We start from the raw sequence: 23443 nt of genomic DNA on the forward strand, positions 1-23443 counted from the left end.
CGCTTGGAGTCGCGACGAGTTAACTGTCGGGTCCGGAGTGACCGCCGAAGTCCGGGAGACGACTCTCCGGCCGGCCCAGACGGTGACGGACCACCGTCTTCGCTTCGGCTGCCAGCGGCGAGTGCTCGCCGCTCGTGGCACCCGTCACTCGTCCGTCGACCGACCGTCGAAATCCTCGAGCGGGGGTCGAAAAACCGTCCCCCGGCCGTCCGTCGAAACGCCGTAGGGCGCGTCGGCGACCGATTCCGGACAGCTCGAATCGGCGTCCCGGTAGTGGGCACGGAGCGATGCCCGAACGGCGTCCCGAACGCAGGCGCGCGTCGCCGCGCCGACGGTGGTTCCGCTTCCCGAAAACTCGGCCGGCGACCCCGCCGGATCGTGACCGACGACGATCGCGTCCGTCGTCGTCCCGGGGAAGCCGGTTTCGGCGAGTAACGTCGCCGCCTTCGCCTCCGCGGCGACCGCGATTAGGTTGGCCAACGCACCCGGTGCGAGCGCGCGCGTGGTCCCGACGATGACGTTGACGGTACCCCGGCCCTGCTCGAGCCCGGCCCCCTCGGATTCCTCTCCCTCGGCATCGACCGCCTCGGCGGGAGCCGGCTGCATCGGTAACGCGGCGGGGTTGGAAATCCCGGCGGTCGCATAGGCCGTCACCGGACCCCGACGAGCACCGCGAGCGTCCGCGATGTCGACGCCCGTCAACAGAATCGGTCCGGCAGGAGCTCCGTCGGGCGTCCCGAACCCCGCCCGCTCGAGTCGCTCGTCGACGTAGCGCTCGAGGTCAGTCCGGTCCCAGCCCTCGGGAACCGAGACGTTGTACGCGCGGTCCGCCGTACAGCGGCCGCCGTCCCAGCCGGTCGAGAGCCATTCGGTGCCCCGCCGACGAACCCGAAGCACGCCGTCCCGCCGAAGCGAATCGTAGTCGAGGTCCGGCTCGGTCATGACTCCGTTTCGGGGTCGACATCGTCGTGACTGCGAACGCCCAGCGCGGCGAGCAGTCGATCGTTTGCCGGTCGGTCCTTGACCGCGACCCGGACGTGCGAATCGAGGGTGCGGAAGGTCGTCGCGTCGCGAACGGCGACGCCGGCGGCTCGGGCATCGTCGATCACCCTCGAGACGTCGCGGTCGCCGACGTCACAGAGGAGGAACGGTGCATCGGACTCGTGAACGTCGAATTCGTCCTCGAGCGCGTCGCGCATCCGTTCGCGCTCGCCGGCGACGCGAGCGCGCGTCTCGCGAACGAACTCGTCCCGTCGCAGGCAGTGTGCGCCGACGCTGGCGGCCGGCGTCCCGAGCGACCACGCGCGGCGCGCCGTCGCGAGCGCGTCGCGTCGCTCGCCGGTCGCGACGGCGAAGCCGGCGCGGAGTCCGGGCAGACCGAACAGTTTGGTGAGCGAACGAGCGACGACGACGTGCTCGCGATCGAGTTCGGCCGCCGACGAGCGATCGGTAAACCCGAGGAACGCCTCGTCGACGAGGAGCGTCGTCCCGGCGTCCCCACAGCGGGCGGCGAACGACTCGAGCGCGTCCGGATCGACCGCGTCTCCGGTCGGATTGTTCGGCGTGCAGACCACCGCGAGGGCGCACGGCTCGAGGACGGTCGATCCGATCTCGAACAGGTCGTCGTACCGGACAAACCTCGGCGTCGCCCCCTGTAGCCGGACTTCGCGTGCGTATTCCCCGAAGCTGGGGTAGGGGACCAGCGCCTCGTCGCCCGGCTCGAGGACGCACTCCATCGCGAGCCGGATCGCCGCCAGCCCGCCGGCGGTGGGAATCACTCGCTCCGGCTCGCAGCCGACGAATTCGCCGGCGGCGGCCCGGAACTCGGAATAGTCGTCGTCCGGATAGCGGCGGGACTCCTCGAGGGCGGCGGTATAGACGTCGCCGACGCCCTCGGGCGTACGCGGGTTGGTGTTGGCCGAGAAATCCAGCAGGTCGCGCTCCGATTCCCCGCCGTGGGGGACTCGCTCTCCCGTTCGGATCGAGTCAGGGTCCACGAGTCCCCTCCGCGGTGGCGTCGGATTCGGTACGCGGTTCGGTCTCGGCGGCGCCCTCGTCGTCATCGATGCCGAGTCGAGCGCAGACCGTCTCGAGTCGATCCCTGACCTCGCCCATCCGGCCGTCGGGGACGAGCGAGAGCGCGCCGCCCATGCCGACGCCCTCCTTGGCCTCGCCGGCGCAGTAGCGTCGCATCGCGACGTGGTCGCGTCCGTCGAAGCCGGGATCGGTGACGGTGAGCTCGCAGTCGAACCGTTCGCAGGCCTCGCGGAGTCGATCGCCCTGCTCGTCGGCCACGAACGACGTGGTCGCGATCGAGAGGGGTGCGTCGATTCCGGCCTGACGCAACGCGGCGGCGACGGCGACCATCTGGGTCCCGCCCGCCAGCGTTACCTCGGTGCCGGACTCGAGCGCACCGGCGGCGATTCCGGCGACCACCGGTTGGACGGGATCACCGACCGCTTCGATCGCCTCGAGGGGTGCACCGTCGCAGTCGCCCGGCTCGAGGTCGCTCGCGGCCAATGCCTCCTCGACGACCCGGCGCTTGCGTTCGATCGGGTTCGTCGGCAGGGACGAGGAGACGCGCGTCGGCTCCCCGAGCGCGGTCAGGACGCCGAGCGCGGTCGTCGTCCCGCCGGGGACCGTCTCGCCGATCAGCAGTTCGTCGTCCGGGAGACTCGCACCGTAATCGTACGCTCGATCGAAGGCGGCGTTCGCGTCCGGAACCGCCGACTCCACCCGGATGTCGGACCCGGGCTCGGCGCCCAGCTCGACGGTCGGCGCGGCCGTCGGTCGGCTGAGACCCGCATCGATCACGGACACGTCGAAGCCGACGACCTCCCGAACGGCCCGGGTCACGGCGGCGGGCGTCGGACAGCCGTTCGGACTCACCGGCGTCACCGGCGACGCGACCGGTTCGCCGTACTCGAGGATCTCGACGTCGGCCGACGGGGTATGTGCCATCAGTTCCGGGGCGGCCCCGGCGGCGCTGATGCCGTCGATCAGTGCCGTCTCGGTCGTTCCGGCGGGGAGGAGCAGGCGCATCTACCGGCCCTCCGCGGACCGGCGCTGCAGCCGGTCGGCCGCGACGGCGGCGTCTTCGAGTCGGTTCACGTTCACTGCGAGTCGCGAATCGTCGTATACGTCTGTCATAGTCGTCGTGTCGTCGGTACTGCCGACCACGTTGACCCCGGTCGGCGCGAGGTGGTCGTCGGCCTCGAGTCGCGAGTCGATACTGACCCCGAGACGCCGTTTGAGCGCAACGGGAACGCAGACGGTCCGCGAGGCGGTGTTGTCGCCATGGGCCGCGAGTATTCCGTCGAGAACGGGTCCCTCGAGCAGCGGCAGATCCGCGGCGACGGTCAGGAGCGGCGGCGAGGGGTCGGGTCGCTCGAGGAGTGCCATCAGATCGGCGACGTAGCCGTCGCCGGCCGTCTCGATGGTCGTCACGCCGTCGGCCGCCTCGAGATGAGCACGGGTGTCCGGCGCGTTCGGCGAGACGGCGGCATAGATCGTCTCGATCTCGCTCTCCCGCAGGGCCGCCAGTACGCGATCGATCATCGCCGTCCCCTCGATCGGGTGGAGCGGCTTCTCGTGGCGGCTCTCGAGGCGGGTCCCCTTTCCGCCGCACATCACAATAGCGTCCACGCGATCACCCCCAGATGGACGCCGGCGACGCGGCCGACTTCGTTGGCGGCACCGAAGATATCGCCGTTGACGCCGCCGAGATGCCGGTTGGCCCAGTACCAGGGAAGCACGCCGCCGGCGAGGGCTCCACAGAGGGCGACCGCACCCGGGTTCGGCCAGGCGAACGCGGCTGCAGAGAGCGCGACGACCAGCGGGAGGAAGAAGGATCCCGGGGTCGCTCCGTCGATGAACTGTTCGCCCATCCCCTCGGACGCGGCGGTCCCGTAGGCGGCCATCCCTGCCATTCCGAGTTTCGTCCCGACTTCGGCCCCGATCGCGACGCCGACCGCCGCCAGAACGGGGAGTTCGGCCAGTCCGAGGCCCCCCAGCGCCAGCGCGGCGACGGTGATCGATACCGCCAGCAGCGCACCGACGCCGGTCGTCGTGTCCTTCAGCACCTCACGACGGCGCTCCGCGTCGCCGTGAACCACCAGCGCGTCGCCCAGGTCGGCGACCCCGTCGAGGTGGTGAATACCGGTCACGGCGTACACCGAAAGCAGATACCCTACTGCGACGGTCGGCGCTGCGAGTCGGTCGATCGCGAGCAGCGGTATCGCCGCCAACACGCCTGCGACGAGGCCGACAGCCGGGAACGCCGCCGGCGTCGACCGGAACGCGTCCCAATCGCCGTCGCGGTGTCGAACCGGGAGTCGCGTCAGGAATCCGAGGCCGCCCCGGACGGCACCGAGCCAGCGGCCGATTACAGCCATCCGTCGCCCACCTCCGCGATTCGTCGACCGACCGACTCGAGGGGCGGCGATCCGGCGACGATCGCCGCCAGAACGATGGCGACGACGATCGTGACGACGGCCGCACGGCCGACGACGGTGACGGCTCGCTCGCCGTCCGCGACGCTCGGGAGCGCGGCGTCGGGATTGAGGACGTAGACGCCAGCCTTCTCGAGGCGGACAGTGAGCGCGCAGGCGAGCGCCGCCATCGGCCAGCCGGAGTTGGGGGACGGCGGAGCCCGCGCCCACCGTCGGGCGCGAGCGAGCGCGAACGGATCGGCCGCAGCGACGGCGATCGACGCGGCCGCGAGTCTGGCCGGGAGGTACATGACGAAGTCGTCCAGGTGCGCGCTCGCGGTACCGACCGGCTTCGAGGGGTAGCCCAGCATCGAATCCAGCGTGTTGACGCCCTTTATCCACGCGGCGACCGCCGCAGCGGCCGGCAGCGAGATCGGCGCGAGCACGGCGAACGGCACCAGAGTCGCGACGAATCCGTCCGCGAGGTTCTCGCCAGCGCTCTCGACCGCCGCGCTGCGAAGCTCGCCGGCCGAGAGCGTCGCCGTGTCTCGGCCGACGAGTCCCCGCACCCGCTCGCGAGCCCGGTCGAGATCGCCGTCGGTCGCCGCGACGACGTCCTCAGTGAGCTCGAGCAGCGAGCGGAGGCTCGTCGTCAGGAAGAGGACGAGCGCGGCGGCCACGCCGCCGCCCATCGGATGCAGCGCGGCCGCCGCGAGAACGACGCCGCCCGCGACCGCGGCGGGAACGAGCGGGGCGACGGCGGCGATTGCGACGCCGACCAGTCGCTGGCGGCGTTCGTCGGCGCTCCACTGCCGATCGACCGCGCCGACGAGCCGGCCGAACCACGCCACCGGATGGGCCGCAGTCGGCGGCTCGCCGAGCAGTAGGTCGAGGCTGAACGCCAGGCCGATGACCGCGAGCGTCGTCAACACTCCGTCCTCGCCTCCATGCTGTCGACACAACGGCGGCGCTCAGTCATGACTGCTGTGTTCGTCGGCCGTCAGCGCTGCCAGCCGTTCCGGAACCCCCTCGAGCGATCGGTTCTCGAGCAACACCGCCGTCCCGCCGACGGCGTCGATACCGCCGTCGGTTCGCGGATCGTCACCGACGTGGACGAGGTCGGACGCGGCGACGCCGAGTTCGTCCGCGGTCAGTTCGAAGATCTCGGGTGCGGGCTTGCGCCAGCCACAGCCGACGCTCGTGACGATCGCGTCGAAGTCGTCGCGCTCGAACTCGCTCCTGACGAGCGTCCGGCCGACCAGTTCGGGCACGCTGCAGTTCGAACAGATCGCGACCGGCCCCCGCTCTCGAGCGGCGTCGACGGCGTCGAGAGCTCCCGATCTGGTCTCGACGGCCGGATCGAACGCCGCGACGACGGCCCGTCTGGCCGCGTTCCGGTCGTAGTCGACATCGCGGCTCGCCAGTGCGCGCGAGACGTGGGCCGGCAGCGGGACCTCCGCCCCGTCGGGTGCGTCGACGTGCACCTCGGTATAGGCCTCGGCCCAGTCGTCGGGAACTGCGACGTCCCGCTTCGCTAATTCGGCTGCGACGGCCGCAGCCGGATCGTCGGGCCGATCGGCGGTCACGAGCGTTCCGAAGAGGTCGAACGATACTCCCACGGGAGTGTGACTAGGACAAGCTCACTTTAACTTCGCGGTCCGGTGGCGGGCGGTTGTTTGGACGGTTTTGTGCATACGCCTTTTATTACGTAGTTGTCATCTGGAACTACGATGAACCGACGACACTCACCGTTCCCCATCGAACTCGGAACCGCCGTCGAACGGACGATTCGTTCCTGTATCGGCGCGATAGGCGCGATCAGCGCCGATCCGCGTGCCGACGATGCGAGCGGCGGCGCTCGAAGCGATTCGGGACCGACGGGAACGGCTCGCCGCGCGAGCAGCGACACCGCCGCGAGAGGTCCGATTTCCGAATCGGACGACGACCGGTCGATGACGACCGGACTCGTCGACCCCGACGACGGCCCCACGAGCAGGCGTGCCATTTTCGAGCACGGCTTCACGCCCGAGGAGTACGTCCGCGCGGTCCTGCTCGAACACGGCGGCCGGATCAAACAGCGGCGGTTCGCCGACCGCTACGGCTGGTCGGACGCCACCCTCAGTCGGCTCCTGTCGGAACTCGAGGACGGCGAGGCGATCGAACGCTATCGCGTCGGCCGCGAGAAGGTCGTCTGTCTCCCGGCCGCCCTCCCCGAATCGGTGCGGTGAGGGGTCGGGAGTCCGTGGGTCACGGAGACGCGATGCCGGAGAAACCGAACGAATCGAACCGCGTGCTCAGTCGAGCCGGGCGAACGCCAGGTTGCCCGAGATGTTCTTGATGTAGATGTCCACGACGTCGCCCTCCTCCGCGCCGGGGACGAAGATCGTGTAGCTGCCCTTCTCCGCGACGCCGTCGCCCTTGCGACCGGTCCCGGTGATCTCGACCGTGTAGGTGTTACCTTCCTCGACGGCGTCTTGCTGTTGTTGCTGCTGGCTGCTGGTCGAGCGCTTGGTGACCGGTCGGAAGGCACCGCAGGCGTCACAGCGCAGCATCGGCGTCCGGTCCTCGCGGACGAGACGCGTGTCGGGTAGGCCACACTCCGAACAGAGGACGTACTCGTCGACGTAGGCGTCGATCGCCGCGTCGAGGTCCGTCTGGGAGAAGGTCCCGTTGTACCGGCCGCGGCCGTCCTCGAGTTTGCCGCTGGTCCCCAGCTCGCGCTGGATGAACCGGTGGAGGTGTTCGGTGTCCCGGGAGAGGACGTCGGCGATCTCGTCGAGGTTCGTCACTCGCGTGAACGCGCCGTCCTTCTGGGGCTGGGGATCGGGGATCTGCAGTCGCTGTTCGTCGCCCCCGATGTCGGGGACGTCCTCCATCGCTCGGTCGAGACTCGATTCGTAATCCATACGCGAAAACAGGGGGCGGGAACGTAAATCCGTTCTGCTATCACGTTCTCCTCGACGGCGCTGCAATCCGCCGATTCGGCGGCGATCGACGACTTCCGGCTCAGTCCGTCCCGCTCCCGCTCTCGCCGAGCGACCCCTGCTGCTCGTCGTCCAGTTCGTCGAGATCGCGCTCGGCGTTGGCCTCGTCGGGGCTGCCGGCTTCCCCCGTTATCTCGCCGTATGCAGCCTCCCGGACCTCTTCGGGCGAGTCGTACTCTTCGTCCACCAGCCGCTCGAAGACGCTCCCCAGCGATTCCGTCTCGTTGGGCATGTCGATCGGTTCGTTCGCGTACTCCGTCGCCAGCTCCTCGCTGGTGACCGGATACTCCAGCTCGCCGAGGTCGTGTTCGACGTCCTCGAGGATCGATTCGGTGTGGTCCGCGACCGCGGATTTCCGTTGTTCGGCACGATCCTGGACGCGATCGTGGCTCCGTTCGTCGTCGCTCATGAGCGGACGTACCACCAGCCGTCGGAAAAGGGACCGGCCGGCGTTCGCGCGGGGTGGGCGAGCGGGCCTTCGACGCTGCACTCGAGTGCATCGCCCGGAGTGATCGCTGGACTGGGAGCCGGTGTGGGTGGACGGCTTCGATGCTCTCGACACGCCGCCGGGACGGGACCGGTAGGGGAGACCTGCGCGTCGGTTTCGGTCGGCCTTCGATCGGATGGGGCTACTCAAACGACGGTCTACTCCGAATAGCACTCCGCTACTCCTCGAGTACGCTGCTCATATATAGAACGGTAACTCCGATACCTTGGTTCGATGATCAGTCCCTCCACACGACTGTCGTCGTCACGAAAGAGTCGTCCGATCGAGTCAGTTGTCGTCGATACCGGTCTCGGTGAGTGATCATGGCCGGGAAACGAAATCCCGCCTCGAGTACGCGACGGACGCTCCTCGCGCTCGGGGTCGGACTGGCCGTGATCGCGAGTCTCGTCGCGACGGGTGCTGCGGGCGCGTCAGCGGCTCCCGTCGATCCCGAGCCGAACGGAACCGTCTCGGAGGAGGCGTACCTCGAGCCGGCCCCGGAGCCGGGCGATCCCTACTTCGAGGCGGCGGCCGACGACGGAAGCTGGGTCAGTTACGAGAATCCGCGCGACGAGTATCGGACTCCCTATCTCGGAGACGGGTCAGGGAAAATCTGCGTGACGCTGGTCAACGAAAACGGAAAGCCCGTCATCGGAGAATCCGTGCCGAACACGTCCGTGACGATCCCGACGAACGACGCCACGAGCTGGCATCCGGACGCGGACCCGATGACCGTGGAGTTCCCGATGAACGACCACTACCAGTTCCCGCTCGACGGCGATCAGTTCGGGACCCACCCGGACGTCGCACAGGGCGACGGCTACATGGACTCCCACTGCATCGAGTTCCACGGCTTCTCCGAAGACGCGACCGTCGAGTACGGCGAAGCGCAGCTCAGCGGCGAGCACGCCGACCGGATCGACGTCGCCGGCTACATCCAACAGATCCCCGAGGGCGAGGGCTGGGACACGGACATCGATCCGGTCGCGGCCGCGGAACCGTACGAAGAAGCCGGTGGCGGCTGGACCTACGACGCGGCCGAGAACGCGACTCACGCCCAGGTGACGGTCGTCCTCCAGCTCGAGGCGGCGACCGACGAGCGGCCGGCTTCCGACGGTGCGAACACCTCGGATTCCGAGCGGAACGGGAGTAGTTCGACGACCGCGACCGACCGGCAGACCGACGAGAGCGATCCCGACGATACCGACGAAATGCCCGGGTTCGGCGTCGCTGTCGCCCTCCTCGCGCTGTCGGTTGCCACACTCGCTCGCTACCGGGACTGAGTTCGATCGCCGGACGATCTCCCAGTCTCCCCGCTACGCGTCTAGTCCGGCCCAGCGGGTTTCCGAAAGCGTCGTCACTCCGCTCGATGGACGGGCCGGACCGAAAGACAGGGAACGGCTACGGATGTAGCCGGGAACCATGGAGTTCCTCGCACGTCGTGACGGGGCGGACGGATCGAGTGGGGTGTCCCACCAGCAGACTGTCGTACCCCCGTCTACCGGGTTGTCCGGCCGGATCGACATAATACTACCGGCTGACTACTGAATTCCGTGACGAAAACGGGCGGGAGAACCCGTGAGAAGGAAATATGCGTTAACGTGCCTCATTCCAACTGCGATTTCGATCGTCGCGCCTCGCCGCGACAGTCTGGCGATACCGACGGGATCCGGCCGCCGTCGGAACCAATTAGGTTTTGACGGTCGCCACGAGATACGCGACAAATGACGAACACAAGCGAGCCGGACGAGGAGACGCCCCGCGTCCCCGTCGTCTGTCCGGACTGCGAGACGACTTCCCGCGTTCCGCTCTCGGACGTCGCCGACGCCATCGAGCGACACAACGACCAGCTCCACGACGGCGACGACGTCGCCGAGGTCGATCCCGACATCGCCGATCGGATCGCGGACCTCGCCGCCACCGAGCTCGGACTCCTCGAGGACACGGACTGACCGACCGACTCCCTCGAGATCCGGTGGGGACGAGCGACACCAACGTGCGAGCGGACGGTCGAGTAGTCACGAGCGACCGGTATCGAAACGCGACCCCGGCCGTCCGAGATTACGGCAGTGTATCGCTCGAGAAGATGTATTTCGGGTTTTCTTACCGTTACGTCAGTGAGAAAGTTTATGCTACCGTGCCCGACTCTGTCCAGTATATGGCACCCGAGAAAGCGACAGTTGACGACGATACCAGTCGATTTGTGGCTAATAACGAGATCGAGGACGCGTCTCCGATCGGCACCGAAACGACCGCGACGGCGACGATCGCAGCGATCGGGACGGGATCCGCTACCGCTCGCACGGACGCCGACTTCCCGAATACGCTGACGATCATCGGGCAGGGGACGCCCTCGAGTTTCGAGGTGACCGTCGACGGCGAGATCGAGGTGACCGACGAGACGCGGGCGAGCGACGCGACCGTCCTCTCGGGAACAACGGTCGAAGGAACGGTCGAGAACGGGACGGTAACGTTCCGGTTCCGCGGCGATCTGACCGACGTCACGTTCGTCGACCGTTCGATCACGGGTCTGGATCCCGCGAGCGCCCCGAACGTCCACGTCGATTACGACGCGCCCGAGCAGCCGGAAGCGTAACTCGACGCCGCCCCCGGTCGCGCTGCCACTCGTTGCCGGCGTCGGTTGGGGGGTCTCGATCGAGAAGTAAACATACTCTTTGGCGGGGCCCGAACCGCCACGCATGGACGACCCTACTTCCGACCCCGACAGCGACACCAGCGACGAGGGTGACGCCGAGACCCCGGTCCACCCCGCCGTCGAGGTCGATACGGAAGTCGGAGCCGGCGACGATGGGGAGACCGGAACCGTCATCGACACCGTGGCGGGGACGCCGGTCTACACCGACCCCGAAGCCGACCCCGAGGAGGAAACCGATGCCGACTGGATGGAGCCCGTCGACAGGCGACTCCTCGAGTTCATGCACTCCGAAGACGTCTTCGAACCGACCGAAATCGAGGAGGAAGGGATCTGTCCGGCCAAGTACGCGGCCTACCGGTGTCGCGAAATGAGCAAGTACGGTCTCCTGAATCGCCTCATGCCCGGCGTGTACGAGGTCACCGATGCGGGAGAGCGATACCTCGCGGACGACCTCGACCCGAGCGAGCTCGAGCCCGACGAGTAGGCTCGTTACGAGATCGACGCGGGCGGTCGGCGTTCGTCTCGTTCGTCGGCGGCCGTCTCGCGGGTCGTTGTTCGGTCCGTGATAGCGCCGTCGCCGAGCAGCGTCTCGAGCACGTCCGTCGCCGCGGGCGCGTACAGCGGTCGGTTGTCGTTGCCACAGCGGTCGCTCATGAGGCAGGCCGGACACCCTTCGTCGCGACCGCAGCCGCAGTCCGTCACGAGGTCCCGAGCCCTGCGGGCGACCGCCTCGTACTCCTCGTAAATCCGTCGCGAAAAGCCCAGCCCGCCCTCGACGCCGTCGTAAATGAACCAGCCGCTCTTCTCGGGGGTATCAGGCAGCCGATTGGTCGCGAGACCGCCGAGGTCCGCCGCGTCGACCGTCAGCTCGAGCGGCGCGACGGCGATCATTGCGTGTTCGACGGCGTGAATCCCGCCGAGGTAGCCGTGGAGCCGCGGCGGCAGGTCCTCGCAGCCGTCATTGTGGTAGTCACTGTGTGCGGTCGTCACGGCGCGTTCGACGTCGTTCGGCACTTCGGCCCAGCACAGCTGGGTGCGCATCTCAAGGGGCGGGACGCCGGTCTCGAGGCCGACCGCGCGAACGTCGCCCGAGCCGATTTCCCGTTTCATGAACGTCCCGTGGTGGACCGTGACTGTTCCGTATCCCCAGTTGAGTCGGAACGGGCCGACGTCGCGGGACTCCTCGATCTCGGTATCGTAAATCGTCGTCTGGCGCTGGGATTGCGTGTAGTAGTCGACGTCGCACCGCTCGAGCGCCACGTACGGCTGCGGTCGGTCCTCGCGGAGTTCGACGACCTCGTACTGGTCGCCCCGATAGAGGACCGTCGCACCCTCGTGATAGTCCCGGTACGCGCGCGCCGTGCCGATCGGCTCGTGATCGAACGACTCCTCGCCGGCCAGCCGGACCTCGAACGAGTCCCCGCCGGAGGCGTAGAGATCGATCCCGTCCTGGGGTCGATCGCGGTGGGCGTAGGTCACCCCGCCCTCGAGCGATCCCTCGAAGTCGCCCGTCCGCCGACCGTACTCGACGGCCCGCTCGAGGCGATCGCTTCCGCCGAACCGGGCCGCGTCCTCGCGGCGCAGGGGCAGTTCCTGTGCCGCACAGCGCAGGTGCTGGAGGTAGACCGGGTTGTTCTCGAGGTCGACCACTGCGCTCTCGGGCTCCTCCTCGAGGACGTACTCGGGATGGCGGAGGATGTACTGATCGAGCGTCGAGTGGCTCGGAACGAACACGGAGAGCGCCTCCCGTTCGTCGCGTCCCGAACGGCCGATCCGCTGCCAGAACGACTGTCTCGAGCCCGGATAGCCCAACAGGACGGTGCCGTCGATGCCGCCGACGTCGATCCCGACCTCGAGCGCGCTCGTCGTCGCGACGCCATCGAGCGCGCCGCTCTTGAGTCGGTTCTCCGTTCCGCGTCGGGATTTCTTCCCGTGGCCCGCGTTGTAGGCGGCGAGGTCGGTCGCGTCTCGGTACGGGAGGCCCGGAGTCTCGAGGTACTCTCGCGCCCGCCCGACTGCCAGTTCGGTCTGCTTTCGCGAGTCACAGAACAGCAGCGACGGGACGCCGCGATCACAGCAGTGGGCCCAGACCTCGGGCGCTTCGACGGTCGCGGGGCGTTTGCCGGGCGACCACTCGGAGTCGGCGTCGTCGGAATCGCCTTCATTCGATCCGTCGCCGTATCCGCTATCGTCCGCTGGCGGGTCCCAGAAGAGGAGGTGCCGACGGCCGCTGGGCGAGCCGTCCTCGTCGATCACCGCCGCCGGCTCGCCGGTCAGCGCCTGCGCGTGCTCGGCGGGGTTGCCGATCGTCGCGGTCGTCAGCACGTACTGGGGGTCGCCGCCGTACCAGTCGATCAGTCGCCGAATCCGACGGAGGATCCAGGCGGCGTGCATCCCGCTGATCCCGGTCCACGCGTGGGCCTCGTCGATCACGATCAGGTCGCAGTTCGAATGGAACGCGGCCCAGCGGTGGTGGCCCTCGAGATACTGATTCAACCCCGCGAAGTTCGTGATGACGACGTTCGCCTCCTCGCGGATGCGCGACTTCTCCCCTCGCTTCGTGTCGCCGTCGTAGACGCCGACCGTGACGTCCAGCCCCAGCGCGTCGTAGAGGTCGTTGAGCTCGCGCTCCTGATCGCGGCTGAGCGCTTTCGTCGGATAGACGAGGAGCGCACGAACGTCGGGATTTTCTCGAAATTGTCGGGCGATCTCCAGTCCGTAGACGTAGGTCTTGCCCGACGACGTCGAGGTCGCGACGCAGACGTTCTCCCCGCCCTCGAGGGCCTCGAGGGCCTCGGCCTGGTGGCTCCACGGATCGACGTCGAGTTTCGCCGCGAGATCCGCCGGCAACACCTCTCGAGCCGGGACGTGGCTGGCGGACTCCGCGGACAGGGTGACCCGCTCGCGGGCCTGTCCGTGGTAGCGCTTCGACGGATACGTTTCGATCAGTTCCTCGCCCGTCAGTGCGAGGTCGTTCGATCCGGTGTCGTCCCACCCGTCAGTCAGGGGTTCAGTGTCGTCAGTTGGCATGATCAGAAGTCGGCGAGGCCGGTCTGCGTCGCGTCGCTCGTCGATTCATCTCCGTTCTCGGCTGTCGTGTCCCCTCTTTCGGGCGGGGCTGCCACGATCGCGTCGTAGACTGCGGCCAGTTCGCGAACGTCGGCTTCGCAGTAGCCTCGAGCGGCGTCCCAGTCGATCTCCGAGGGGGATTCGGTACTCTCGTCCGTATCGGATCGACGCGAACGCGAGCCCTCGAGCGACCGCCGAATCCGCTCCGCCAGCGTCTTCCCGTCGAGCGCTGCCGCGGCTCCCGCCCGCTCACAGCCCAGCGCCTCGGCCACGTCTTCGAGACGGTTCGTTCGGCCCGGTAAGACGGCGTTCTTCCGCCGGACGGCCCAGTCGTAGGGATCGTACGTCGAGACGTGCTCGCGCCAGAAGTCGCGGTACTCGGGGACGTAACTGGCGACGAACCGCTCGAGGTGTTCGTAATCGAACCCGTGACCGTTCCACGCGACCAGCGACGGCGCATCGTACTCGGCGGCCAGCCACGAGACGAACTCGCGGGTCGCGGCGCCCGGCTCGTCGCGGCTCGGGTCGGTGTCGACGAAGTCGACGTACTCGTCGCGAGCGGGATCGTAGACGCCGACGAGCCAGATGATCGTCGGCTGGAGCCCGTCGGTTTCGATGTCGACGAACAGCGGCGTCGCCGTTTCGGCCGCCGGCGGAACGGACTCGTCCGTCCGGCGGATCACTTCGGAGCCGGCGAGCGCACGCGCGCTCTGTGCCAGTTCCCGTGCCGTAGTCGCGCCGATCCCGGGGAGCGAACGCAGGTCCGGCTCGGCGGCCTCCGCGACGGCCGCGCGCGTGTCGTAGCCGTTCTCTCGGAGCCGCGCTGCCGTCGCCGGTCCGACGCCGGCGAGCGCCCGCAGTCCGAACCGGTCCGCCGGCACGGACGAGACCGCGACCGAGCCGCGCCGGTCGCAGGTGAGGCAGGCGAGTTCCGCCGCCCCGGAGCGCCGCAACGGGGCGACGCCGCGTACCGGCAGCCGAACCGGCCGGCCGTCGACGGTCGCGTCCCAGACGTGATCGTAGCTCGCCTCGAGCGCACCGGTGAGGACGGTCGGCGACTCGCTCGCTCGAACGTGGTAGCGGGCGACGGACTTTCCACCGGCGAGGGTCGCCTCCAGCGCGACGGCGTCCGTCGTCGGCTCGATATCGTCGCAGACGATGAAGTCGGCGGGCGGTGCGTCGTCGAGAGCGTCCTCGAGCAGCGCCGCCGAACCCGCGAAGACGAACGAGACACCAGCTACCGTCTCCGTCCGACCGTCGGCGGGGCCGCTCGCGGCGACGACCGGCCCGTCGAACGCGCGACGGACGCGGCTCAGGACGCGGACGTCCGCGGATTCGCGAACGACGTAGACGAGATCGGGGTCGAAGTACTCCAGTACGTCTCGCAGCGCTGCCGCTCCCAGATCGGACACGGCATCACAGCGGAGTGCCAACAGCTCGGCACCGACCTCGTCGGCCATTGGTGGGGTGTACGAGCGAGCAGGGATAAGCGTTCGTGGCCGCTCGAGCGACGCGTCTCCTCCCTACACCCGATCGACAGCGGGTCGATATCGAGGAGACCGACTGCGTTAGCTCGTCGGTTCGGCCTCGACCGCGGTCGGAACGTGGTCCTCGAGGAAGTCGGTCACGGCGTCGCCGCCCTGGAACCCCTCCGCGAGCCGCGCGGTCTCGGTCCCGTCTTCGAACAGGATCAGGGTGGGAACCGACCGGATGTCGAACCGGTCGACGAGGTCGATATCGTCGCCGGGATTGACCATGCCGATCGAGACGGCCGTCGCCCGCGCGACGTTCCCCAGTACCGGTTCCATCGCCTGACACAGCGCACACCCGCTGGTGTAGAACTCCACGAGCGCCACGTCGCGGCTCGTCACGAAGTCGTCGAGGTCGTCGCCCGTCTCGAGTCGGGTCGGCTTGCTGGTCGCGGCCATACTCGAGAGTTGGTGGTCGCGGCGGAAACCTGTGACGCCACGTCCAGTCGGGTCCGGTGCTCGGCTCGCATACTCGGCCGACCGGATCGCGGTACGATCCCGCACTGCTCGGACCGGCTGACGGTATCGGAGACGTGCGAGAGAAGCGCGTCGTCGCCCGCTCGAGTGGCCGGCGTGGCCGCGAGCGCTGCGTCGATCCGCGCGCGATCCGCGGAGCCGGATTCGGTGAGGAAGCGTGCGGGAACGTGTGTCGAATACGCCGGTCGTCCGAGCTATCACTGCACGATTATGCAGTTCAGATCGCACTTTTTCGGTCGATGTAATCCACAGATCGGATATGCCATATTATAATCCACATTCGTTTGTTTTCTGTCTAATTTGCGTATATTCGCCCACAACAGTAGAGCTTTAATAGTAGAATCCGTTGTCGTAGTCGAGCAGAAGATGACGAACGGAAATCTGACCGCTGCGGAAGAGGAGGTACTGGACGAAATCGAGGCCGAGGACATCGACTTCCTCCGGCTGCAGTTCACCGACATCTTGGGGACCGTCAAGAACGTCTCCGTGCCGGCCCGACAGGCCGAGAAGGCGTTCACCGAGGGGATCTACTTCGACGGCTCCTCGATCGAAGGCTTCGTGCGCATTCAGGAGTCGGACATGCGACTCAAGCCCGATCCCGACACGTTCGCGGTTCTCCCGTGGCAAAAGCGCGAGGACGGCGCGTCGGCCCGCATGATCTGTGACGTCATCGATACGTCGACGGGCGAACCCTTCGAGGGCGATCCGCGCCGCGTCCTCAAGAACGCCCTCGAGCGCGCCGACGACCTGGGCTACACGGTCAATGCCGCGCCGGAACCCGAGTTCTTCCTCTTCGAGGAGGACGAGGACGGCCGCGCGACGACCGAGACGGGCGACCACGGCGGCTATTTCGACCTCGCGCCGAAAGACCTCGCCAGCGACGTCCGCCGCGACATCATCTACGGGCTCGAGGACATGGGCTTCGAGATCGAAGCGAGCCACCACGAGGTCGCGCGCGGCCAACACGAGATCAACTTCGAGTACGACGACGCGCTCTCGACGGCCGACAACGTCGGCACCTTCCGCACCGTCGTCCGCGCGATCGCCGCCCAGCACGACCAGCACGCGACGTTCATGCCCAAGCCGATCCCGCGCATCAACGGCTCGGGGATGCACACGCACCTCTCGCTGTTCGAGGACGGCGAGAACGCGTTCCACGACGCGGACGACGAGTTCGACCTCTCGGAGACCGCCCACTCCTTCATCGCCGGGATTCTCGAGCACGCGCCCGCGATCACGGCGATCGCGAACCCGACGGTCAACAGCTACAAGCGACTGGTGCCGGGCTACGAGGCACCGGTGTACGTCGCCTGGTCGGACCGCAACCGCTCGGCGCTGATCCGGAAGCCGGCGGCCCGCGTCCCCGCGGCGTCGCGCGTCGAACTCCGCTCGCCGGATCCGTCCTGTAACCCGTACCTCGCCTTCGCCGCCATGATCCACGCCGGTCTCGACGGCATCGAACAGGACCTCGAGTGTCCCGACCCGGTCCGGGAGAACATCTACGACTTCGACGAAGCAAAGCGCGACGAGTACGGCATCGATACGCTCCCGACGAACCTCGGCGAGGCCGTCGACGCCCTCGAGGAGGACGAGGTCATCTACAACGCGCTCGGTGACCACGTCGGACCGAAGTTCGTCGAAGCCAAGCGTCAGGAGTTCCAGGACTACCTCGTCGACGTCTCCGACTGGGAACTCGACCGCTACCTCGAAACGTTCTGACGGGTCGACTACGGCGGCAACTGCCCCGACTGTCCCCCGTCGGCACCCGCGGCGACGCGGCTCGCTGTGCTCACCGTTCGGTTTCGAGGGCTACGCCCGCAGGATCAGCGGCAATTCCCGTCTCGAGATCAGTTCGGAACGACGTACTCCGATCCCGCCTGTTCGACGTGGCCGGCGCTCGAGAGCGAGTTCAACACGCTCAGAATGTCGATCTTCTTCATCACCAGTATCTCCCCGAGCTCGTCGATCGTCGCGCCCTCGGCCACGTCGAGGTAGAGATAGACGAGTTTCGCCTGTGCCGACTCGAGGTCGTCTGGAACCGGATCGATCCGTGGTGCTGAGCGGTGTTTCTGTGACGCCATTGTCAGCAATAGCCACCTCGTTTCCGTATATAAATCCATACGCCGGCCGATATTAACGGATATTAGGCCTCAATACGATGGACGTCAACGCCTCTCAACCCGTAGCGAGCGAAGCGATACCGAACCGAAAGTCGACGTTTTACGGTCGCCCCGCTCCCAGCGGGAGACATGACTGCGGACGAGCGACCGACCGTGCCGCCGGACCTGGACCCCGTGAGCCGCGAAGCGGTCCGCGAACTCGCCGACCGAGAGCCGGCGACGCTCAGGTCGGCGAGCGACTATCTCGAGGCACTGGCGGCGTGGAAAGCACGGCGAGACGAGGGTGCGGAGGACACGGCGACAGACGATTCGGAGCCGGACGCGTATCCCGACGGCGTGCCCGAGCACGCGACCGTTTCGGTGACGGAGATCGGTGACATCGAGTACTACTATTACCAGTGGCGCGAGGGTGACGAAATCCGGTCGGAAACGGTAGAACGGTAATCCGACTCCGAATCGCGTTCGGTACCGCTCGGCTACTGGTGGCGATTCCGCAAATCGGAAGATCGGTACTCGAACGGCGCTACTCGACTTCTGCTGTGGACTCGAGTACCCGTCCGATTGCGTCGGCTACCCGCTGGGGGTTCGTCATCGTCTTCGTAGCACACCGAATCGGAAGCGGCAAGGGGAGTCCGCGACGGATCCTGAGACGACCGTCCGTGAGGTCGACTGACCGCAGCTGGATCCCGGGAACGAACTGGTGATTGAGCGTCTTCGATCGGTGAACGCACAGCCCGCTATCGAATAGCGTGTACGTTCGACGTCTGCCCCCGGCGATGGATTGGCCGATCATCGCACCGCCGAATCCGGGAAGCGGATTTACCACGGGGTCGAGTGCGAGGCCGCCGATAAAACAGACACAGCCGAAAGCGAACTGGAGCCCATAAAGGAGTCGCCGGTATCTGGTATCGGGGTACGACGTCCACTCGGCCAGAACCGATTCCCGTTCATGAAGGGACGCGACGTGTCGGTTCATCGTGACGAGATAGAAGAGCATTCCTGCGAGCGCGAGGACGAGATACTCGACGAACCAGACCGTCATCCACGTCTCGTAGCCGCGGATCCCGACCAGTACGAGAAGCGGAATCACGAAGATTGGGACGAGTACGATTGCAATCGGGAAGAGGTACAGCCGGGTTCGGACGAGTACGGTCGCAGGAGCCGTCCATGTGTAATTCCGGTGCGCCACGAGAAGTCCGACGCACCCACCCGCCGCCGCGGGCCACAGCGTCACGTACCCCGATCCGAGTACGAGGGCCGTCGCACCCAGCGTGAGGAGGCCGACGTAACTCCCAGCAGCGATCGAAAAGAACGCCGCGGACGGTTGACGGAACGACATATTCCCACTTGAACGGTCGACAGTAAAATACCTTGTATTTATATATTTTTAAAAGAAATAATGATGGGCTAACTTCGTTATCGCGATCGAACCACTAGTCGTTACCCTACACTGAGTCGTACGAGCCGAGTCGCGTCCCATCTAGCAGATAGGCCTCGCCCTCGGCCAGCCCCGACGGCAGAAACGGCGAGAGAAACGACTGGCCGGTCACGTTGATCCACGTTCCGCCGACGAGGTCGTTGAACGCCGGAAAGACGACCACGCGCGGTGATTCGTCGTCCCCCTCGAGCCACGACATCCCCTCGTATTCGGGCCGATCAGCGAACGCGGCGGGATCGAGCCGCCCGCGGAGCCACGCGCGCTCGACGCGGCTGCCGCCGACCTCGTCCTCGAGTCGCACACAGGGATGTTCGTGACCCAGACAGAGCACGTCGCTCTCGAGGGCGGCCGGTGACGGCCACGTGTGCCCGTGACAGACGCCGACGTCACCGAGCGCAACCCCCTCGCCGGGGACGATGTCGACGATCGCGTCGATATCCTCGCCCTCCGCGAGCCAGGTTTCGATTCGGCCGTCGTGGTTCCCCTTCACGACGGTGACCGCGAGGTCACTCGCGAACGATTCGAACAACACTTCGAGCTCGCCGCGCTCGGCCCCGCCCGGCTCGCCGATCGAGTGCATGAGATCGCCGAGGACGACCAGTCGGTCGGGACGGGTTCGCTCGAGCAGCGACAGTAACCGGTCTCTGCGATCGGGTGCCCGGCTGGGAACGTCGACGCCGCGCTCGTATCGCAGTCCGGCCTCGTACCCGGCGTGGTAGTCGGCGACGAACAGGGCGCGTTCGCTCCCGATGGTTGCAGTCGCGGCCGGTTCACCCGGAACGGGTTCGACGCGAGGGGGCGTCGATTCGGAGGGGGAGACAGGGCGGGACTCGTCTCGCATCGTCGCTCGATCAGATCGCCTTCAGCGTTTCGTCGTCGGGCTCGTAACACTGACCGCCCATCAGCGCGTCCTGGATCGCGTCTTCCACCTCGTCGGTGGCTGCACCGGTGTCCGCGGCGACCGTCTCGATCACGTCGGTCCGGGCAGCACCGTCGCCGTCGTCGAGCTCCTCCATCGTCTCGACGACGTAGTCCTCCAGATCGACGTCGTCGGCCGGCTCCTCGTCGCTTTCGGAGTCGTCCCCTTCGGGTTCGTCCGCAGTCGACGACTCGTCCGCGTCCGGTTCCGATTCCGGTTCGTCCGTCGCCGTGGCTTCCGCCTCGGGTGAGTCGTCCGACTCGTCTTCGTCTGCACTCTCGAGTCCGGATTCGGGCGGGGCACCGAGATCGTCGTCCGCCTCTTCGGAGACGGATTCCGCGCCCTCGTCCTCGCCCGCTGCCGGATCGCCCTCCAGGTCGTCGGCCTCGGGGACGTCGATGTCGGCCTCGCCGGGGTCGTCGACCTCGCTCCCGGTTGTGAACTCCGCACCGAACTCCTCCTCGAGCTCTTCGCGTTCCTCCTCGTCCATCTCGTACATGCTGTCGTCGACGTCGCCGGCATCGAAGTCGCCGGGGTCGTCACCCTCGTCGTCCTCGCCGGACTGATCGGGCTCGTCGGACTTGTCGCCCGCCGAAGCGTCGGCGGTTTCGCCGTCGACTGCAGCCGTCGCGTCGTCGGTCTCGTCCGTGGCCGTAGTAGCAGAGTCCGTATCGGTACTCTCGGGTTCGGATTCGTCACCGCTCGAGTCCCCGTCGAGGTCGGCACCGTCTGCGTCGGTCTCGGGGTCGGCCGCAGCCGTCTGCGTGTCGGATCCGCCGTCGATCTCGGTCGCCGCGACCGAATCCGAGCCGTCGCTCGTCGCCGTTCCGGCCGCGGATCCCGAATGTGCGTCCTCGGGATCGACCGCTGCGTCGCTTCCGCCGACCGTCGCTACGGCCGGGTCAGCCTGCCGTGCGCCCGCCTCGGACTCGATATCGACGCCGTCGAGATCGGCCAGCGAGTCGAAGGTCGTATCGAACTCGGGACTCGTCCCACCGGGAGCGACGTCGAGGCCGCTCACCTGATCGCGATCGCCCGCGACGACCTCGCACGCCTCGAGGGCGCAGTGTCGCAGGGCCGCAAGATAGGACGCCGTGGTCCCGTAGTGGTCCTGCGCGAGCGGAATCCCCGCCGCCAGCCCGGACTCGATTCCGGCCTCGAGCAGCGCATCGGTCAGCGCCTCGCCGTTCGCGTTCAGTTCTGCGGCACCGGCGTAGGTGCCGATACGGTCGATCGTCTGCTCGGCCGCGCTGACGACCCAGCGGTCCCGGGTGTCGGCGTCGACCGTCGCGATGCTCTCCGGGCGAATCGAGGTGTAGACCTGGTCCGAATCGTCGGGCTGGAAGGTCCGGGCCTTGCCCGTCACCGCGACGAACGCGGGCGGTTCCGTCTGCTCGAGGAAGGCCAGTTCGTCGGGCTGGTACTGGCCGGCGTAGACCACGAACGCGCCGGTCGGGTCGACGACGCGGGCGCGGACCATCTCGTCGTTGACGGAGGTGACCTCGGTCAGCGTGCCGACGGCGAAGACGCGGTTGAGCCGCGCGCCGGTCGGGGTAATCACGTAGTTCGGCGCGCGTTCCTCGTCGCTCTCCGCGTAGGAGAGCGTCGCGTCGTCGTACTCCGCGGCGAAGAGCCGATAGGCGATCTCTCGCCCTGGGACCTCCTCGTCGCCGTCGCCGGTACCGTTCGCGCTCATGCGTCCACCTCCTCGAGGAAGGCCGACGCACGGGCGGCCGGATCGTCGTCGCTCTCTTCGAACGTCTCGGCGTCCAGGTTCGCGCCGTACTCGTCGACCGAGAGGTGACCGCGGATGCGGTACTCACGACCGACGATTCGCTCGCGGATCCGGTCTGCGACGACCTCCTGGTCCATGGCCTCGCGAGCCTGCTCGAGGGCGTCGTCCAGGGTTCCGCCGTAGACCCGTTCGGTGAGCTCGTCGTCGAGGACGACGGTGACGGTGCCGGTCCCGTCGTCGAGGATCGCCTTGACCCGCAGGTCGTCGATCCCGTCGACGTCGCCGTGAGTCCGGCACTGTCCCTTCTGAACGACCCGGTAGCACTCGGGACAGCGCTGGATGAGCCCGGAGCCGTCACGGACCGCGAGCAAGTTCCCCACGACCTCGACGTCGTAGATTCCGCCGGTGCCGACGGCATCCCCGACGTCCATCGTCGAGGTGTCGCTCCCGACCTCGATCTCCCGATCGAGCTCCGTGACAGTCGAGAACTCCGAGACGTTGACCTCTGGGACGCCGCGGAACTCCTGTACGTAGGCGTTCTCGATGCGAACCGCGCCGCCGTCTTCGATCTCCGGCGCGGGGTCCCAGTTCGTAAAGGGGAGCCGCCCGCTCTCGTCACCGAACACGCCGCTCAGGATGTCCGTCTCGCCGTCGCGACCGTCGATCGTCTTGCGCTCGCACTCGAGGACGGTGACCTCGATAGTAACTGCGCGGTCGCCGGTCCGGAGGTCGGCCAGTTCCGCCTCGCCGCCGATCTCGTAGGGCACCTCGAGCGAGTCGTCCTGAAACGAGAGCGAGGTGCTCTCGCCGAGGTTGAGCTCGGGTTCGCCGTCCCACTCGCGGACGCCCGCGTTGCCCGCGGTGATCGCGTCGCCGGGCTCGAGGCCGAAGTCCTCCCACGCGGTGTAGTCGATGACGCCGGTCTCGTCGGCCAGTCGGCCTTCGACGATGACGTGATCGGAGCCCTGATACCGGATCGAGCGCTCGCCCGCCGTCAGGACGACGCCCGTCACGGTGACGTTGCCGTCGTCGGGCGTGATCTCGGCGATGTCCTTCGCGGACGGCGTACCACCGCCGCCCCCGGAGTCGTCGCCGTACTTCCGTCGGAGGCTCTGCGTGGCCTCGTCGACCGGGACGCTGTACTCCACCAGATTCTGCAGGTCGGATTTGACCTCCTCTTTGTCAACACCGAGGTCGGAGGCGAGATCCTCGGCATGATCGTCGAGTTCCATCATCGGCCTTTCGAGGTGGGGCTTAAAAAACGTTCCCGGAGGAAGGTGGAAGTGAACACGTCGAACGAATCGAGGGAGTCGTCGTCGAGAGCCGACACCCTCCCGCTCGACGAAGGACCAACAGTCGACGATTCCGCGATTTTTCGTGTCAAACACTCTTGAGGCGCAATTCAGGAAGCAGAACCCCCGGTATTACTCCCGACCGGTCAAGCGACGTGCGGTGGCGCGCGCTGACGGCTGGCCGAACGAGAGTGAGGCCAGCCGACGATACTGCGCGAGGGATGAGCGAACGCCAGCAGGCGTGAGCGAATCGGCTGGGGAGGGTGTGGAAATTCCATGTTGCCATGATAGCAGGATACTCCGGCTC

Annotated in this window: 24 protein-coding genes; 7 read left to right on the top strand and 17 right to left on the bottom strand. The window is 67.3% G+C overall.

Annotation, left to right across the window (positions count from 1 at the left end):
- Positions 1 to 144: 144 nt before the first annotated feature.
- From NDI89_RS01260 to NDI89_RS01290, 7 genes are read right to left on the bottom strand one after another with little or no spacing between them, the layout of a single operon-like run.
- Complete coding sequence (locus tag NDI89_RS01260; protein ID WP_277519686.1) at positions 145 to 942, bottom strand: adenosylcobinamide amidohydrolase; 798 nt, start codon at positions 940 to 942, stop codon at positions 145 to 147.
- Positions 939 to 1997: a pyridoxal phosphate-dependent aminotransferase gene (locus NDI89_RS01265; protein WP_277519687.1), complete on the bottom strand. Its 1059-nt coding sequence runs from the start codon at positions 1995 to 1997 to the stop codon at positions 939 to 941. Before NDI89_RS01265 ends, NDI89_RS01260 begins: the two co-directional genes overlap by 4 nt.
- The gene (cobT, locus tag NDI89_RS01270; protein ID WP_277519688.1) at positions 1987 to 3042 is read right to left on the bottom strand and encodes a nicotinate mononucleotide-dependent phosphoribosyltransferase CobT; all 1056 of its coding nucleotides are present in this window, start codon (positions 3040 to 3042) and stop codon (positions 1987 to 1989) included. The genes NDI89_RS01265 and cobT overlap by 11 nt, the downstream gene beginning before the upstream one ends.
- On the bottom strand, positions 3043 to 3630 hold the full coding sequence (locus NDI89_RS01275) for an NTP transferase domain-containing protein (RefSeq protein WP_277519689.1): 588 nt from the start codon (positions 3628 to 3630) through the stop codon (positions 3043 to 3045).
- The gene (gene cobS / locus NDI89_RS01280; protein ID WP_277519690.1) at positions 3630 to 4394 is read right to left on the bottom strand and encodes an adenosylcobinamide-GDP ribazoletransferase; all 765 of its coding nucleotides are present in this window, start codon (positions 4392 to 4394) and stop codon (positions 3630 to 3632) included. The genes NDI89_RS01275 and cobS overlap by 1 nt, the downstream gene beginning before the upstream one ends.
- Entirely contained in the window at positions 4385 to 5362 is a 978-nt protein-coding gene (cbiB, locus tag NDI89_RS01285) for an adenosylcobinamide-phosphate synthase CbiB (RefSeq protein ID WP_277519691.1), read from the bottom strand. Before cbiB ends, cobS begins: the two co-directional genes overlap by 10 nt.
- Positions 5363 to 5401: 39 nt before the next feature.
- Positions 5402 to 6049, bottom strand: coding sequence for an HAD family hydrolase (locus tag NDI89_RS01290; RefSeq protein ID WP_277519692.1), 648 nt, complete (start codon positions 6047 to 6049; stop codon positions 5402 to 5404).
- 111 nt (positions 6050 to 6160) lie between these two features.
- Between NDI89_RS01290 and NDI89_RS01295 the strand changes: the two genes are divergently transcribed.
- On the top strand, positions 6161 to 6658 hold the full coding sequence (locus NDI89_RS01295) for a helix-turn-helix transcriptional regulator (protein WP_277519693.1): 498 nt from the start codon (positions 6161 to 6163) through the stop codon (positions 6656 to 6658).
- Positions 6659 to 6724: 66 nt separating this feature from the next.
- Here NDI89_RS01295 and NDI89_RS01300 read toward each other — a convergent pair whose 3' ends face one another.
- The gene (locus NDI89_RS01300; protein WP_226007707.1) at positions 6725 to 7336 is read right to left on the bottom strand and encodes a translation initiation factor IF-2 subunit beta; all 612 of its coding nucleotides are present in this window, start codon (positions 7334 to 7336) and stop codon (positions 6725 to 6727) included.
- 100 nt (positions 7337 to 7436) lie between these two features.
- Entirely contained in the window at positions 7437 to 7823 is a 387-nt protein-coding gene (locus NDI89_RS01305) for a DUF5789 family protein (RefSeq protein WP_277519694.1), read from the bottom strand.
- A 401-nt stretch (positions 7824 to 8224) separates the two neighbouring features.
- Here NDI89_RS01305 and NDI89_RS01310 point away from each other — a divergent pair, with 401 nt between their 5' ends.
- From NDI89_RS01310 to NDI89_RS01325, 4 genes are all read left to right on the top strand, one after another.
- Positions 8225 to 9184, top strand: coding sequence for a PGF-CTERM sorting domain-containing protein (locus NDI89_RS01310; protein WP_277519695.1), 960 nt, complete (start codon positions 8225 to 8227; stop codon positions 9182 to 9184).
- A 441-nt stretch (positions 9185 to 9625) separates the two neighbouring features.
- Positions 9626 to 9853, top strand: a complete 228-nt coding sequence (locus tag NDI89_RS01315; protein ID WP_277519696.1) for a DUF8149 family protein — start codon at positions 9626 to 9628, stop codon at positions 9851 to 9853.
- Between the two features lie 206 nt (positions 9854 to 10059).
- Positions 10060 to 10497 (top strand): hypothetical protein, encoded by a 438-nt coding sequence (locus NDI89_RS01320; RefSeq protein WP_277519698.1) that lies wholly within the window; start codon positions 10060 to 10062, stop codon positions 10495 to 10497.
- A gap of 103 nt (positions 10498 to 10600) precedes the next feature.
- Complete coding sequence (locus NDI89_RS01325) at positions 10601 to 11041, top strand: hypothetical protein (protein ID WP_277519699.1); 441 nt, start codon at positions 10601 to 10603, stop codon at positions 11039 to 11041.
- A 5-nt stretch (positions 11042 to 11046) separates the two neighbouring features.
- Here NDI89_RS01325 and NDI89_RS01330 read toward each other — a convergent pair whose 3' ends face one another.
- The 3 genes from NDI89_RS01330 to NDI89_RS01340 form a co-directional block, all read right to left on the bottom strand.
- Entirely contained in the window at positions 11047 to 13587 is a 2541-nt protein-coding gene (locus NDI89_RS01330; RefSeq protein ID WP_277519701.1) for a DEAD/DEAH box helicase, read from the bottom strand.
- A 2-nt stretch (positions 13588 to 13589) separates the two neighbouring features.
- Entirely contained in the window at positions 13590 to 15086 is a 1497-nt protein-coding gene (locus tag NDI89_RS01335; RefSeq protein ID WP_277519703.1) for a ribonuclease H-like domain-containing protein, read from the bottom strand.
- Between the two features lie 108 nt (positions 15087 to 15194).
- A complete protein-coding gene (locus NDI89_RS01340; RefSeq protein WP_277519704.1) occupies positions 15195 to 15554 on the bottom strand; it encodes a thioredoxin family protein in 360 nt (119 codons plus the stop codon).
- 444 nt (positions 15555 to 15998) lie between these two features.
- Between NDI89_RS01340 and glnA the strand changes: the two genes are divergently transcribed.
- Positions 15999 to 17351 (top strand): type I glutamate--ammonia ligase, encoded by a 1353-nt coding sequence (gene glnA, locus NDI89_RS01345; RefSeq protein ID WP_277519705.1) that lies wholly within the window; start codon positions 15999 to 16001, stop codon positions 17349 to 17351.
- A gap of 128 nt (positions 17352 to 17479) precedes the next feature.
- Here glnA and NDI89_RS01350 read toward each other — a convergent pair whose 3' ends face one another.
- A complete protein-coding gene (locus tag NDI89_RS01350) occupies positions 17480 to 17713 on the bottom strand; it encodes a MarR family transcriptional regulator (protein ID WP_277519706.1) in 234 nt (77 codons plus the stop codon).
- Between the two features lie 168 nt (positions 17714 to 17881).
- Here NDI89_RS01350 and NDI89_RS01355 point away from each other — a divergent pair, with 168 nt between their 5' ends.
- Positions 17882 to 18196, top strand: coding sequence for a hypothetical protein (locus NDI89_RS01355; protein WP_277519708.1), 315 nt, complete (start codon positions 17882 to 17884; stop codon positions 18194 to 18196).
- Positions 18197 to 18275: 79 nt separating this feature from the next.
- On the opposite strand, the gene NDI89_RS01360 is transcribed toward NDI89_RS01355, so the two are convergent.
- The 4 genes from NDI89_RS01360 to NDI89_RS01375 all read right to left on the bottom strand — a co-directional run bounded on the left by NDI89_RS01360 (position 18276) and on the right by NDI89_RS01375 (position 23076).
- The gene (locus tag NDI89_RS01360) at positions 18276 to 19091 is read right to left on the bottom strand and encodes a hypothetical protein (RefSeq protein ID WP_277519710.1); all 816 of its coding nucleotides are present in this window, start codon (positions 19089 to 19091) and stop codon (positions 18276 to 18278) included.
- A 106-nt stretch (positions 19092 to 19197) separates the two neighbouring features.
- Complete coding sequence (locus NDI89_RS01365; protein ID WP_277519711.1) at positions 19198 to 20031, bottom strand: metallophosphoesterase; 834 nt, start codon at positions 20029 to 20031, stop codon at positions 19198 to 19200.
- Between the two features lie 10 nt (positions 20032 to 20041).
- On the bottom strand, positions 20042 to 21805 hold the full coding sequence (locus NDI89_RS01370; RefSeq protein WP_277519712.1) for a hypothetical protein: 1764 nt from the start codon (positions 21803 to 21805) through the stop codon (positions 20042 to 20044).
- Entirely contained in the window at positions 21802 to 23076 is a 1275-nt protein-coding gene (locus tag NDI89_RS01375) for a Single-stranded DNA binding protein (RefSeq protein WP_277519713.1), read from the bottom strand. Before NDI89_RS01375 ends, NDI89_RS01370 begins: the two co-directional genes overlap by 4 nt.
- Between the last annotated feature and the right edge of the window lie 367 nt (positions 23077 to 23443).

Origin of the sequence: Natrinema salsiterrestre (assembly GCF_029502005.1) — an archaeon.
In the GTDB taxonomy this organism is placed as follows: Archaea; Halobacteriota; Halobacteria; order Halobacteriales; family Natrialbaceae; genus Natrinema; species Natrinema salsiterrestre.